9 protein-coding genes and 1 pseudogene are annotated in these 14811 nt (G+C 32.2%); 1 reads left to right on the top strand and 9 read right to left on the bottom strand.

Annotated elements, in window-relative coordinates:
- Nucleotides 1-33 precede the first annotated feature (33 nt).
- From ACX3PZ_RS08335 to ACX3PZ_RS08325, 3 genes are read right to left on the bottom strand one after another with little or no spacing between them, the layout of a single operon-like run.
- A complete protein-coding gene (locus tag ACX3PZ_RS08335; RefSeq protein WP_459112512.1) occupies nucleotides 34-1368 on the bottom strand; it encodes a RagB/SusD family nutrient uptake outer membrane protein in 1335 nt (444 codons plus the stop codon).
- Nucleotides 1369-1373: 5 nt separating this feature from the next.
- On the bottom strand, nucleotides 1374-4571 hold the full coding sequence (locus ACX3PZ_RS08330; protein WP_459112511.1) for a SusC/RagA family TonB-linked outer membrane protein: 3198 nt from the start codon (nucleotides 4569-4571) through the stop codon (nucleotides 1374-1376).
- A gap of 18 nt (nucleotides 4572-4589) precedes the next feature.
- The gene (locus ACX3PZ_RS08325) at nucleotides 4590-5858 is read right to left on the bottom strand and encodes a TlpA family protein disulfide reductase (protein WP_459112510.1); all 1269 of its coding nucleotides are present in this window, start codon (nucleotides 5856-5858) and stop codon (nucleotides 4590-4592) included.
- Between the two features lie 1044 nt (nucleotides 5859-6902).
- Between ACX3PZ_RS08325 and ACX3PZ_RS08320 the strand changes: the two genes are divergently transcribed.
- Complete coding sequence (locus ACX3PZ_RS08320; protein WP_459112509.1) at nucleotides 6903-7421, top strand: helix-turn-helix domain-containing protein; 519 nt, start codon at nucleotides 6903-6905, stop codon at nucleotides 7419-7421.
- 216 nt (nucleotides 7422-7637) lie between these two features.
- On the opposite strand, the pseudogene ACX3PZ_RS08315 reads toward ACX3PZ_RS08320, so the two are convergent.
- From ACX3PZ_RS08315 to ACX3PZ_RS08290, 6 genes and pseudogenes are all read right to left on the bottom strand, one after another.
- Nucleotides 7638-7853 (bottom strand): annotated as a pseudogene (locus tag ACX3PZ_RS08315) (transposase); the annotation flags it as partial.
- 450 nt (nucleotides 7854-8303) lie between these two features.
- Nucleotides 8304-10082: a hypothetical protein gene (locus tag ACX3PZ_RS08310; RefSeq protein ID WP_459112508.1), complete on the bottom strand. Its 1779-nt coding sequence runs from the start codon at nucleotides 10080-10082 to the stop codon at nucleotides 8304-8306.
- Entirely contained in the window at nucleotides 10079-11746 is a 1668-nt protein-coding gene (locus ACX3PZ_RS08305) for an McrB family protein (RefSeq protein WP_459112507.1), read from the bottom strand. The genes ACX3PZ_RS08310 and ACX3PZ_RS08305 overlap by 4 nt, the downstream gene beginning before the upstream one ends.
- A 7-nt stretch (nucleotides 11747-11753) precedes the next feature.
- Nucleotides 11754-12773 carry a DNA cytosine methyltransferase gene (locus ACX3PZ_RS08300; RefSeq protein WP_459112506.1) on the bottom strand — a complete coding sequence of 340 codons (1020 nt, stop codon included), beginning with the start codon at nucleotides 12771-12773 and terminating at the stop codon, nucleotides 11754-11756.
- Nucleotides 12773-13954: a DNA cytosine methyltransferase gene (locus ACX3PZ_RS08295; RefSeq protein WP_459112505.1), complete on the bottom strand. Its 1182-nt coding sequence runs from the start codon at nucleotides 13952-13954 to the stop codon at nucleotides 12773-12775. Before ACX3PZ_RS08295 ends, ACX3PZ_RS08300 begins: the two co-directional genes overlap by 1 nt.
- Complete coding sequence (locus ACX3PZ_RS08290; protein ID WP_459112504.1) at nucleotides 13944-14243, bottom strand: helix-turn-helix domain-containing protein; 300 nt, start codon at nucleotides 14241-14243, stop codon at nucleotides 13944-13946. The genes ACX3PZ_RS08295 and ACX3PZ_RS08290 overlap by 11 nt, the downstream gene beginning before the upstream one ends.
- Nucleotides 14244-14811: the final 568 nt, after the last annotated feature.

The following is a 14811-nucleotide window of genomic DNA, read 5'->3' as shown; positions in this document are numbered from 1 at the left end:
ATTAATGGGTGGGGTCCAAACACCCCACCTTTTTTATCTCTTGTTCTTAGGCATCCCTGACATTTCGATAACTTCCTCCGGAATGGCAATCGCATAACGAAGATCATTAGGTGGCAAAGTAAAAGTTTCCCCTTTAATTGTTCTACTTAGAGTGATATTCGCGCCATCTCGGTTGTATCTTTTTATATCTGCCCATCTAAGCCCGCGGATAAGAAGTTCTTTCCTACGTTCTATACGAATTAACTCAATCGCATCAGCCTTGGAATCGGCAGTAAAACCAACAAAGGCACCCTGTTTCCAACGTGTAATTAATAATTGATTAAGCTGATCCATCGCTTTTGAAATCTGGCCTAACTGCGCATACGATTCGGCAACATTTAAATAGAGTTCATCGGCTGCAAGCGCACTGCACATCAAGGAAGAACCCGCATAATTTCCTCTGAACCCTATTCCACCACCAGATTTTTTTGTGAATTGAAGTGTTTTACGTAGGTCATTGTCATCATAACTATTATAGAAGTTTTCGTCTATATGAATACGATTCTTATGTAGGAAGTACGAAGGTGTCATTGATGTAGAAAAAAGCAATTCCGCATGGTTCATTTCAAAAGGATAAGACGCATTTTCATTTAGGTGGTTATAGTCCAGTAATTTCGAATTTATTGCAAGAGCTTTACTGCCATACAACAGCGATTTTTCATAATCTCCCATATACAAATAGACGCGAGATAGAAACCCTAAAGCTGTTACTTTGGAGGGGCGTACAATTGAGATTTGGTTGTTGGGCAAAAGCTCAGCTGCTGTATGCAAATCATCCAAAATTTGTTCATATGTTTTATCTAATGTGGTTCGCACAGAAGGGACATTCATATCTGCAGTTAATCGAAGTGGAAGTCCTAGTTCAGTTGAAGCTGTGGATTGATCATAAGCAAGGCACCATATTTGAGCGGCCTCAAGATAAGCGGCCGCACGATACACCAAAGCTTGACCTTTCAAATTCTCAGCATTTTCAAATTTATAGTGCTTTATGTTGTCTAAGATTGTATTGTGTACAACAATCTTGGAAAACAGATTTGTCCAATCATTATCACCGGGTCTTGATACTTGATCTGGATTCCACTTATAAAGCATCTTCTCATAATCAAATCGGTTATTGTCAAAGTCAGCATCCGTAACATAATAATCATCTGACGAAATTTCAGCACTGTTGCTGTAATATGTAGTCATCTGTGATCTGTCAAGTATAGCCTGATTATCTTCTAATGTTTCCGCAATTCCTAATTTAGAGTTAGACTTTACGTCTAAAAACCGATCACAACTGCTCAGTATAAATATTAATGCCCACAAAAGGCAAATGATGTTTTTCATAATTTTTAAAATTTAAGGTGAAGGCCAAGTGAATAAGAAGCCGAAGATTTTATTGAATTTGTTCCTAGGAAGTAATCGGGATCAATACCCTGTTTATTAGCCGACCATAACAATCCTAGATTATTTATCGCACAATATATCCTAAGTGTTTGAAAGGATAAACTCTTCCCTATTTGACCAAAATCATAGCCAAGATTAAGATATTGTAGTCTAACGTGATCGCCTTTTTCAATCAACGCACTTGAACCCGCATAAAAAATATCACGTGCTTGATTGGTAGAATACAATAAAGAAGGAATATCTGTAAATTTTTCATCTCCTGGATTCTGCCAACGAGAACTAAAATCACCGTGTCCAATGGAGCCAGATAATAACCTCCCGTAATCAATTGAACTACGTCTGAACCAATAACCAAGCTTGTAGCTAACAGCAATGTCTAGCGAGAACTGCCCGTAAGAAAAGGTATTAATAAACGATCCATAGGTGGTGGGAATGGCGGAACCAAAATATTCTAAATCTTCTATCCCTTTGTCTGAACCTGTTATTGCAGCATAGTCCTTACTTATCTCTCCATCAAGAAATCCTTGGGGATCACCAGTGACTGGATCAAGACCGGCCCATTTATAGGCGAAAATGGAATAAACAGGAAGTCCCACCTTACCTGATACAGCTGAGTAATTTCCCACTTTGTTAACATAATAGGATGCTGGAACATCTTTTAAATAGTATTCTGTGATTTGATCACGCGCAGAACTAAAATTCAAAATTGAATTCCATGAAAAACTTCGACTTACTATATTTCGAGTATTCAATTCTAAATCAAACCCCTTACTTTTCATACCAGCAACATTCCAAAGCATACTTTTGATTCCCGTAGTCGCATCAAGTGGAGCTTCACCAAATAAATTACTTCCGTTCTTCATAAAATAATCAATAGATCCTGCGATACGATTGTTCTTTGATGCAAAATCTATCGCAAGATTTACCATTTTAGAGGTCTCCCAACGTAAACTTGGGTTTGAAAAGTTAGATATTCGCGCGGTTACACCTCCAGTATCGATTGATTTACTTTGGTCGAAGATCAGAGTTGTAACTGCAACCATTGCAGGATCAATATTCCCACTAAAGCCATAGGAACTTCTGAATTTCAAACTGGGTAGCCAAGCAATAGAATAGAATTTTTCATTTGATAAGTTCCACGAAAAACCAGCAGACCAAAATGGATTCCATTGATCGTTTGTTTTTAGACCAAACAGATTACTTGCATCACGACGCGCACTAGCAGAAAGTATATATTTTTTATCGAAAACATATGCAGCATTCGCATACATCGAAATAAATCGATTATTAAACTCCTGTATACCCTGTCGATTTGCAACATAACTTTTACTACCCGTAATGAAATGAGGATATTGCGTCAAATAATCAATGATTGATGCAGTCTGTCGATTTACATCGTATCCATACAACCTATCCTGATCGTTGGTCGATTTCCAGGCTCTTGCTTCTGCACCTGCAATCGCAGTAAAATCATGGCGAGTAGAGGAATAATTGTAATTTAGTTGTCCTCGTACATTATTTACCCCAATAGTTCCAACGGACTTGTCTAATATTGCACCTCTAGGTACATTCCAATTAAGCGTATTGGACGAATTATAATAAGCAAAACCATTAAGATAGTCACGTGTATAATAGCTTTCCTCGTCATATAAAGTTCTGCTATTTTCATTTGTTGTCTGATATTGATATTTAAGATTAAGATCCAATCCCTTTACAATTTTGTATTGAATAGATGTATTAAGCGTAACTTCTGCGTTTGATTGTGTACTTCGCGAATGTTCCCAATCGGTTAAGGGGTAGTAATTCCAATCATAAAGACCACTACCCACTAACATATCTTTTACCCGTTGGTTGTATTTAGACAAGAACACGGCAGGCTTCCCATTTTCTTCACTAAATTGTAAATATGGAATTTGTAGATTTCCATCGACCGTCGCATTATCAAATCCTATTCGTCCCGATTTATTCTTCGTATGTGTATAGAGTGCACCAAGTTGAATTCTGATTCGATCGGACAGCTTCCAAGTGTTCTGCAAACTGAAGTTCAACCTCTTGAATTCTTCAGAAAGGTTTCCAAAATTTTCATCATATCCTAAAGACGAAATCCAATTGAAATTGGAACTACCTCCCGACAAATTCAATGCGTATTGTTGATTGTGTAGTGGCGTATACATATATCTATGGTACTGATCTCTAATGTCAATTTTACGAAGCGCATCGATTTGACGATCCGCTTCTTCAGAGGTCATGAACCCTTTTTCAGCTTGGTTAAGTAAATCTACAACCGGGGATAAAACGGGACGTGACGATGAATTTATTCTGCTTTTGTATGAACCACGACTGAATAATTCACGCTCCACATCAATATATTCCGAACTTGTCATCCTTCTATTATATGTGAGATCCGGTTTATCACTGAAAGTTGTGTTTACGGTCAATTCTACAGTTAATGGTTGTGAATACTTCCCTTTTTTTGTAGTAATGACAATAACCCCGTTTGCTGCCCTAGCACCCCAAATACTTGAGGCAGCTGCATCTTTTAAGACGGTGATCGATTCAACCATGTCAGGAGAGATGTTGTTCATATCCCCCTCATAAGGGAAATCATCCACAATAATTAGTGGGCTTTTAGGTCCATTTATTGAGCTTAGCCCCCGTACCATTAGATGTGTTTCACTTAGGCCACTGTTCATAGTAATTCCATTGGCAATAGCAGGTAATCGCTCCATAATTCCTGTTGTCACTTGCTTTCTCAATAATTTATCACCAACAACGGAATACGATCCCGTGGCGCGCTCTTTTGAAATCTGCTCGTATCCTGTAGATAGGATTACCTCTTCAATTGCCTTAATTTTGGGAACTAAAAATATTTTCAATGGTTTCAATAAAGGCAATTCAACTTCCAATTTTTGAGGAATATAGCCCTGTCCAGAAGCCAAAATAGTTAGTTTTGATTCACTAGTTTTTAAATTAAATTCACCTTTTTTATCAGTGAGAGACGCTGTTTTTGAATGCTGCGAAGTGATTAAAATTCCAGTCAAAGGTTTTTGGTCTGTCTGATCAATCACGGTACCACTCACTGTATGTTGTCCGTAAACAGACGAGAATAATACAATGAGGGAAGCTGATAATATATTTTTCATAGGAATAGTTTATTTTGGTTATTTACGGTCAGTGATAACAAGCATTAAGAGTTCCCTTTCACTCTCTTTCACATTAAATCCAACTTGACCTAGTGCAAGTTTGACCTCGTCAAAACTGTCTAATTTTAGAATGTCCTTTGAAATTTCAAGATCGAGACCCGATTCAATAATTAAAGGGAATTTCACAATTGGCAGTTCATTAAGTTCGTTGACAATATATTTCGAATCTGATTTTTTTGGTTTAGCACCTTCTTTATTTTCTGCCGAGGAACTTTTATTAAAGTTTGCGTTCTTCGTTAGAACAAAACATTTACGTCGAATTTTCTTTATTTCAGCCAGATATTCTGTGTTCTGATTTAAGTAGTTAAGCATATCGGGATAAAGTGACTTAGCTCTAGATATCGGAGCAGTAAATTCAAAACTGTAATATTTTTCATTTTTTTTAGGATCGTCTAATTGAGGAGGTCGCAATTTATCAGCGTTCTCACTCTGATTAATTATCCTATTACTACTGAATTGATCTCCTTGTGCTTGGAAAATCTCATGTACAATTCCTCTATAAATGTTTATGAGGGGCCTATTTTTAAATTGGCGTCCATACGTTATTGATCCACTTCGATGAAACTTATTGCCGTAATTTATTGCACGAATCAGCCCTTTTGCTAGAAACTGATAACTCACAAGGGATGCATCTCGTTCTAAGTCAAATTGTTCTGCCAGCATGATAGGTCGTTTGCTATCTAATTGCAATACTGTTTGAAGTACTGAATTTTGACCTTGTAAAACTTTTTTAATATTCTCAGGTGTCACCTGTTCACTATCTGTCAAATTAAGAACCTTTCCATCTTTGATCCAGACAACATAAGGGTATGCTCTTGGCAAAAACTGAGAAGTTAAAATCTTATCATCTGATATCGATTCTATAAAGTGGTATTTCTTACCGTTTTTTGTTTGAAAAAATTTTTCTAGTGTTTCTCTACTTTCATAGCTAACAGGAATCACTTTTAGTTGACCTTCTAATTCTTTTTCAATTGGTTGTAGTTTTAGAAAACTTTGCAAACAAGAGCCACACCATGTTGCCCAAAAATCTAATAAAATCAATTTGTCTCGATTCTCGCCAAAAGTTGTTGTCTTTTTCGGACTATTCACGATGGGATGAGTTTTTGTCCAGAAATCTTCAGGGAGCACATCTCCTACTTTAAAAGCTCTCTGCTGCGCAGGAATCTTAAGGCATAGAAGTACTAAAAATAATAGGGCAATGATGTCCCTGCAAAACTTTTTTTCCATAGTTTTGTTCTTGGTTTTTTTGGTTAAACAATTAATAAGACCACGCTCTTTCCCGTATTGCTTCTACTTTAGGGAAAGGGCATTTTTATTTTTAAACGTAAGTATTTCGCAATTGACCGAAGTCTTTTTTTTGGGAGTTAGATTTCCCCTCTCGTCGGCATATAACTTCTCCATTGCGAAGGAAAATCCTTCCCAAAAAAATATAATGAAGATATGAATGTAAAGATGGGTGAATAATGGCTGTCATAGCCATTTGATGCTCGATATCAGGGGTTTGGAACACCTGACTAAATTGTTTGAACTAAAAACCAACACTACCCGCAAATCAATCTTCAATCGATTTGGGTAAGTGGAAAAAACATCATACTTTTAACGTGCGAGTTAGATTAGCAGATAGTAAGTTCCGTCAACCTCAAATTGAAGGGCTGGGTTGCTTTTTGAATAGGAATGTAAGATCAGTTACCTAAATAGGCAATTTCGTCTCTACCCCACTTTCAAAAGTGGGCAATGTTGGATGTTTATCTTTTATAGGTTCCACTACCTTATTTAGGGGTTTAGGTGGTTCATGTCTTGTAAAATTTGCAGATTTTGATTTAGTAACTATTGTTTAACCGTGCTTTTTAGGTAGGTAGCGCTGGTAATCTTTTATAAATCTGGAACAACGTGATTTTTAAAGTCTTTTGCTCTTGAGATGGTAAATGATATAATAGCGTTCTCATAATATCCACTAGATTATTAAATTATGAGTTCAAAGAAAAGTGCTATAAAAAAAATAGCGGAGGACAATCCCTTACCTTCCACTGCCAAACGGGCACGACCAAGCGCCACAGACACAGTTTCCAGCAAGGGACTATCCCCCGCATTTGCAAATGTACAAAATCAACGGGGAATTAGCTCCCTTGGGTTCCGTGTCTTAAAATTGGTCGTTTAGTTTGGCGGAACTCAAAGTTTCTTATAGATAAGTATCTATAACCAACTGAAGCAAAGATACAAATAAAATCGTAATAAGCATATTTTATTTAAAATATTTAACAACTTAAAATTTTGACCACACAAAACAACAGAACTAGAGCTTTAATTAAGCAGTATCGTGAACAATTTAACTTTACGCAAAAGGAAATTGCAACACTATCTGGGCTAACGCAAAGTGCCTATAGTGCCATAGAAATAGGAAAAGGCAATATTGATTTTGATAAAGTTCACACAATTGCAAAAGCTTATGGTTTAACGATCTGGGATTTTATAAATCCAAGTAACAAAATCCCAAAAATCATAGAGTTGCCCGAATCTACTAAGATAATTGCAATATTGAAAAAAGATAAAGTTAATTCAAGCGGAAGGACCAATCTTAATCTTCCCCAACAAATTATGAAAATTATTAATTCAAATAAACTTTCGGACCAATTTACATCATCGGATATTTGGAAAATGTTACCCGTGGAAATAAAGGATTCTATAAAAAGTACGAGGGTAACGGACACTATTTCTAGACAAGCTTTTAGTGCTGTTATCTTCTTTACAGGACGAAAACGAGGGAAGGAAATGTTGTATCAGAAGAAATAATTTATATGTTTTCTAAAGTACAGTTAATATTATAAAATTTAAGCCTTGACAATTTATACTTTGTAAAATAGTCTCTATTATGAACTAACATAGTATTGCTTTTCAATTAATAAAGCCATGTCCCCTCCTAAAAAAATAGGTATAGATTATTAAACAAAAATTAGTTAGTAGAATAATTGCAGCTAGTTCCTTTTTTAATTCTTCAAATTCTTCGCCACTCACCATGTACCTCTTGGTCTGATGACCATTGCGATAGTTGCCATCTTTCGTTTTTTGATGTTTATCAGTATCTAGATGGTCATCTAGTTCTGCTTCGAGCATATGTTCTACGGCTCGTTTGTGCATTGTTTTGAAGAACGAGGTTAGATCTTCGCTGTTCTTAAAGGATTTGTAAAATTCCTTGTTGTTTAATAATTCTTCTTTGTCAATCATAACTGTATAAAGTTTAAAAATAGTAAAAAGTTATTTCCGAAAAAGTTTTGAGTTTTTAAGGACTCAAAATTTTTCAGAATAACTTTTCAACTTACACAGTTAGTGAAACACTACCAGATTTATATTTTAAGCCTATCTTCAAGGTAGCTCATTGTATTACAGTATCTATTCCCGATATAACACCTTATATCTCTTTATTTACAATGGTTTATAAAGTATATATAATACAATTGAGGTACATGATTTTGTGTTATTCCTTTAATTACAATTATTTTAAATGTTTGTTAATCGCCTTCTAAACTATGGCTTCACATTTATTTGTTTTAAAAATGATTTCGTTTCAAATGTTTTACAACAACGCTTTATATATGACCTGTAATTGGATTTATTTTTAGTTTTGAGTATATAATGGATCAATTCAATATCTGAATCATCGATAACCTAATCTTATTAAATTTCGTAATCAGTAATAGCCGGTTTTATAGAGCTATTCGTATTGTATACAAATTCTTTTTGTTTAGTAATTGGATTATTAGTTACGACAAATCTATTTAGCAAACTCTTTTCTTTTAGTTTATTTTCTCTACTTGGATTAATTGCTAAGATTAATTTATTCGGATTAGAAATCGTTCTTATAACTCTACCTGTAATATGTCTAAATTCTACATCGACAAATTCTTTAAGTTCCTGCTCTGAATTAAAATTAAATCCATAGAAATTAAACCCACTATGATTTTTAAAATACGCTCTAAAATGTGTTTTAAATGTATTTTTAAATAATTGTCTTGTTTCCAGTATTTTATCAGGAGAATAATTAGTATAGCTATTTAATACAAACAAAAAATTGATTTCATAGTAATTTATGAATAAGGTGTCCCTATCGAATAGACGCTCTTTAAAATGAGCATTTTTCTCAGTACCTTTTTCAATATTTTGTACTAAACTGTTTGTATCATAATCATTTATATCCTTTATAATACCTTGAATAAAGAAATTTGGAGAGATACTATAACCTTCTGTAATATCATCTCTATAACGTATATTTTTATTAATTAAAGAAGGTATTTTAGCATCTTCCTGTAACAAATCAATATTATATTGTATTACATTCTTTGCATAAGTGAATTGCTTATAGATAGAATTATCTCTTACGTAAGAATTATGCTTATAATACTTAGAATCGCCAATATAGAAAATACTTTCATCTGTATCTAGTATGCTATCAAACTCAAATAAATGATCTAATATCTTACCATCTTGGTTGTTTTTTAAAAAGTTTAAAGAAATACCATTGGACGTTTTTCTCTCTGAAAATGAATCTGATAATAGCTTATCAACCATATCTTCAAAAACATTATGATATTTCTTTACAATGATAAAATCATCACTTTTATTTTTGACACTACCAATAAATGACTTCTCAAAGAATAAAACTAATAGATTATAAATTGCTTTTAGTTTATCAGAATAATAATTGTTCTTGATCTTTTTAATCTTGTATATACCCGTTTCTAAAAAGATTTCAAAACGTTTTCCTTTAATTAAATTATAAGGACAATCAATCTGTATATCTACTTTATATTCATCTTTTAAATGATTTAAAACTGAATAGAAATAGGTCATTAATATTTCATCATTATTAACCTTTTTAACCTTTGTATTTAGTTTATCATAAATCGGAGTATTACCAACAAATACAGGTTGTTGCTTTCTAATGGTTTTATTCCAATTGACTTTTTTATGTTTTAAAGACTGCTGTTCTTTGGTATGAAAAATAAAGAAATCTCTGTTCTTTTTATAGAAGTTTAATAAAGAGAGTACTAAATCTAAAAACGTAAATTCATTCTTTCCAATGTTCGAACTCAATTGTAAAGTATCGCCTAATTGAATGATATTACCATCAACCCTATTCTTATATTCAGCTAACGATTTATAAAATATGATTAAGAATTTACGGAACCAATTTAATAAGGTAATGTCCCTTTTTAAAAATGATTCTACGCTTTCATTAAATAAACTTTGATACTGAAAATTCGTATCTAAAAACGTATCGTTATCCGTAATAAATAATTTAGGCAGAAAATAGTAGAGTTGATTATCATTTGAATGGTAGTAACCAACCACATCTATATATCCATGACTTCCTATTTGATGATAAAATTTATCGCCAAAACATTTTTCTAAATCATCGATATTGTATTTCGCACCTTCAAATAATATTCTCATCACTCTTCGCCAGATTCAGGATTATTTTCTGTATGTTTTTGTTTTGATTCAGCAGCTTCTGGACTTACGTTATTTTCTTGAACGTACTCATTAACTTTTTCTTCTTTTATGACAAGAGGTGGAACATTTAAAATATCTTTTAGTAAATGAATTAATAATCTGTCTTGATCTTCTTTGTTATAAAAATTATTAAATGATATATCTTTTAACTTAGAACCGTCACTGTTCTTCTCAATAAAGATATTTTCTGGATGAAATACTTCGTCTTTAAATATATCATTCCATAAATAAAATAGAACTTTATTAATGAATAAATCTTTAGATATTATATTACCAGATTTAGAAGCATCAATAAACCAATTTCCTATTTGTTTATCTTCCGACTTGGTTACATTATAAATTCTATCATTTACTTTAGCTAAGAATTCTAACCAAGAATAATGTTTATTATCATCTACCTTTATTGTGAAATTAGATTTAGCACATTTTAAATCAATAGGTACATACTGCCAATCCCATCTCCGTTTGAAAGCAGAGTCCATTGGGTATAGAGATTGGTCAGAAGTATTCATCGATGCTAAAATTGATAAGTTATTCGGCATTTGAAGTTTGCCATCAAATAGAAATTTGACTTTGTCTGCTTCTTCTGCAATCTCTTCTTTTAAATCGTGCTCTAGTCCCTCCAAGAATTGTCGTAATTCAGTTGAAGGTTCAATATTGTATTTAGGATTACGATCTAATAACTGGAATATATCACCAAAAATTTCAGCGCAATTCCCTCTATTAATTTCTTCAATTACTAAATAATAATCTTCTTTCGTATTTCTCCAAGCCTTAACATATAAATCTGTAAATACTTGTGGTACGAATTCGTATTTAATTTTATCACTATCCTTTTTATCTGTAAATGGTTTATATCCTCCTATAAAAGAATGATAATCATAATCTGGATGAAATGTAACTCTTGAATAATTATAGGCTTTTACATTAAGGTTTTCTAATTCTTCCTCAATTGTATGAGACTTACCTGTACCTGGAGGTCCGAAGTAAATTTTGTTAAAACCAGGAACTCTATTTTCTATATTTTCTGAACTTAATGTAAGAATATTATCTAAAGGCAATGATATTGAATGAATATTTTCGTGATTACTAATATAATAAAATATAAACGATGGCAAAAAAGCGCATATATAGTTTGCTCCAAATTGATGCTTGTAAAAACCAAAAAATCTTGCCTTTTGTAAAGTATCAACACTTAATCCTCGCAAACTTGGATTACTAGGATAATTTGTATTATTATCAATATTCCATCCTACAAAAATTAAACTATCTAAATCATCAGTATTCTTATAGCAGTAACATCCCAAAATAATAGAATTATCTAGATTTCTTGGATCTTTCCTATTTAGTTGTATTTTTTTTTCTCTCTCATTCCTTCTTTCATTTCTTATATTACCATAAAATACATTTATCTTAAACTCTTCTTCAGTTATTTTATTTTGATATGTAATAGAGTACAAAGAACCATCATTCACTAAGTTGAGTAATCTATATGGATTCTGAGAGAATAGTTCAGTTAAAACTTCTCTAATTTTATCTATACTCAATAATTGTACTTCTCCATTATAGTCCTCAAATTCTGACTCATGGTTAATTTCTACTCTCATACTTAAATTATTTATTTAGAATTAGTTTTATTTTTTTTGCTAACACAAAAGATAATAATGTTGGAACAGCATTGCCAACTTGCCTCCATTGTTCTTTAAAATCACCTACAAGTTTATAATCTTCAGGTATCGTTTGCAATCTCTTTATTTCCTCAATTCTCAAAAATCTATTGCGCCAATGAAAAGGTCCTTGATTATTAGAAAAACTAGCTTGAATCGTCCACGAAGGCCTTTCCTTTGTTAATTTAAGCAAAAAAGTCCAATAACGTGATTTCCATTTGAATTTTGGATTAGGATATCCCTTCTTTTCTGTAAAAAATAAATAGTTCTCTCCAGGTGGTATTTCTAATAATAATTCATAATCTTTTGAACCGGGCCTTTGTGATCTTTCTTCGTCTGTTATATTGTCAAAGTCAGACAATACATCACCACAAGTTATCCAATTTTTTTTATTGCCTTTATTTTTTGCAGGATCTATGTATTCAGACTCTGGAAAATAAAAACAACCATATTCTTTCTTTATACCTACACAAATAAATCTTTTTCTCGTTTGAGGTACTCCATAATCAGCACTATTTAAAACTTTAAAAGAAATATTATAACCCAATTTCTCCGATTCTTCAATTACAAAATTTAATGCGTCTTTATGTGTTTTATACATAAATCCATCAACATTTTCAAAAAGAAAAAATTTAGGAGATACTTCTGAAAGAACTCTAAAGAATTCAGGTACTGCAAAGCCTGCTTTTTCATCGGCAAAGCCATTATCTTTATTCTTTAAATAGTGTCTAGATTGGCTATATGGAGGGCAAGGCGGTCCACCAATAATCCCATCAATTTTGTTATAATATTCTTTGAAATTTAAATTTCTAATATCGTCACAAATAACTTTTTCCGCAAGTTTATTGTATTCTAAAGTTTTAGTAGCAGTTTCCCAATTATCTGTAGCTAAAACAGTTGAAAAACCAGCACGTTTAAATCCTAAATCTAACCCGCCACAACCACTAAACAAACTTATTATTTTCATTATATATTCTTTAATAAATTTGAAACAATCTCTTTTCCTAATAAAGAAGGTACTGCATTACCAATCTGTTTATGTATAGATCTTCTACTACCTACAAAATTATAATCTGAAGGAAAAGTTTGTATTGCAGCTATTTCCTTTATTCTTAACCTTCTGTTTTCCCAATGAAAAGGACCTTCCCAATGACCTGGACTTGCTATAATTGTCCATGAAGATAATAATGGATGTAACTTTAATAAAAAACTCCAATATCTTTTTCCTGCAATAAATTCAGGACTTAAGTGCCCTCTTCTCTCAGTCAAAGAAATATAATTTTCGCCAGGACTTACTTTTTTTATACTTTCACAATACTTCCCCTCAATAGAATCATAACCGTCACTAAAAATTTCATCACTATATGGGTAAAGCCAATCAATAACTCTTTCATAGGGTAAGAGGTTTTCACCGTCACCATGAGTTGATGTTAATGGATGAATAATTCCTTTCTTAGAAGCCGTAAAAAAAACTCTTTTTCTTTTTTGAGGTACACCAAAATCTAAACTATTTGCTTTATTAATTTTGACATCATATCCAAGTCTGCTAAATTCATTCAATATAATTTCAACTTGTTCAACGTTTTTAGGGTGCAATAAACTTTCAACATTTTCCAAAATGACTCCATCAGGTCGAATTTCAGAAATAATTCTTAAATAATGCCCAATCATATTCCTTGGGTCATCCATACCTAATCTATGTTCATGTGTTTTCCAATAACCAGCTTTTGAAAAAGGTTGACAAGGTGGTCCTCCAACTATTATTAATTTTTCAGGATTGTTTTTTTTAATTAATTTAGCATAATCATTTACTGATACATTACTAACATCCGCTAATTTGTGTTGCGCGTGAGAAAAGTATTTATTTGATTTTAGAGTTTCAATACTATCTTTATCAAAATCTACTGCTGATATAACCTTAACACCAGCTAATTGTGTTCCAACATCTAAACCTCCACCACCTGAGAAAAAGCTTAATGCACAAATGCCTTCTAAGAAAATGGGTTTTTTTTCATTAACCTTGTATCCTCTATTCTTTATTTCTATATCAAAGGAATTGTTATTTAAGTTTAAAAAATTATCTTCAAAAATTTGTTTTTGAGTATCTTGAATTTGACTTAAAAATTCTTCTTTTATTTTATATTTCATTGTTCTTTATTTTTTTTTGTAAAAACTCTAACACCTTGATTTTAAACACTTCACTTTCATCATTGAGCATATCTACTAATTTTTTAGAATAAAAAATAATTTTTAAATCATCATTATTAAATAGTAATATTTTGTTAATTTTAAGTAAGTTATTAAGGCTAATATTCTTCTCGTTCTTTTCGATTTTACAAAGAAAAGATACATCCACACCAATTTGTGACGCTAAGCCTTTTTGAGTGATACCCATTTCTATTCTCTTTATCCGTATTATATCTCCAATTTTTGTCATAGTTTAAAATTGACCAAAGCGGTCAAAAATACAATAATTGACCTTATTTTCCTAATATTCTAACATTCGAATGGTAACAAATTTTTAAAGCTGCTTTATGCTGAATAAATAATGTTAAATAATAATTATCTATATATCAAAAGGTACAATAAATTCAAATGTCTTATTTCTCATATCTCAATATTATTATCCATATTAATATTGTCCTCTAACAACTATGGGAATAAATTTCGGTAGTCGTTATATGCTGATGACGCAAGAACTCTATTCCAGCATAAATTCCATTCTCAAGGAATATTTTTTGTGCTAGGAATGTCTTAAGCAATGCCATTTTCAATTAGACTTGGCAGTTCCTGCACGACGAATTCAACGTTTTAATAATAAGTTATTATGGAGGAGTATCTAAGCCCTAAAAAATGTGAGATTTATTCATTTTTTCCTCACGTATTTTCATTCAATAGAAGCGACTATTGCATGTCTTACTACAAACATGTTTTAATACAAAACCGTGTAACCATAGTTTTAGCAATAAATGAATTTCCACAATAATCGCAAAGTGTACTGATTT

The organism is Chryseobacterium sp. A321, assembly GCF_054489265.1.
This window is presented reverse-complemented; position numbering and strand designations above follow the sequence as displayed.

What these genes read in the sequence shown, in the direction of transcription:
- ACX3PZ_RS08335 (WP_459112512.1), bottom strand. Translation starts at nt 1,368, where the DNA reads ATGAAAAACATCATTTGCCTTTTGTGGGCATTAATATTTATACTGAGC.
- ACX3PZ_RS08330 (WP_459112511.1), bottom strand. Translation starts at nt 4,571, where the DNA reads ATGAAAAATATATTATCAGCTTCCCTCATTGTATTATTCTCGTCTGTT.
- ACX3PZ_RS08325 (WP_459112510.1), bottom strand. Translation starts at nt 5,858, where the DNA reads ATGGAAAAAAAGTTTTGCAGGGACATCATTGCCCTATTATTTTTAGTA.
- ACX3PZ_RS08305 (WP_459112507.1), bottom strand. Translation starts at nt 11,746, where the DNA reads ATGAGAGTAGAAATTAACCATGAGTCAGAATTTGAGGACTATAATGGA.
- ACX3PZ_RS08300 (WP_459112506.1), bottom strand. Translation starts at nt 12,773, where the DNA reads ATGAAAATAATAAGTTTGTTTAGTGGTTGTGGCGGGTTAGATTTAGGA.
- ACX3PZ_RS08295 (WP_459112505.1), bottom strand. Translation starts at nt 13,954, where the DNA reads ATGAAATATAAAATAAAAGAAGAATTTTTAAGTCAAATTCAAGATACT.
- ACX3PZ_RS08290 (WP_459112504.1), bottom strand. Translation starts at nt 14,243, where the DNA reads ATGACAAAAATTGGAGATATAATACGGATAAAGAGAATAGAAATGGGT.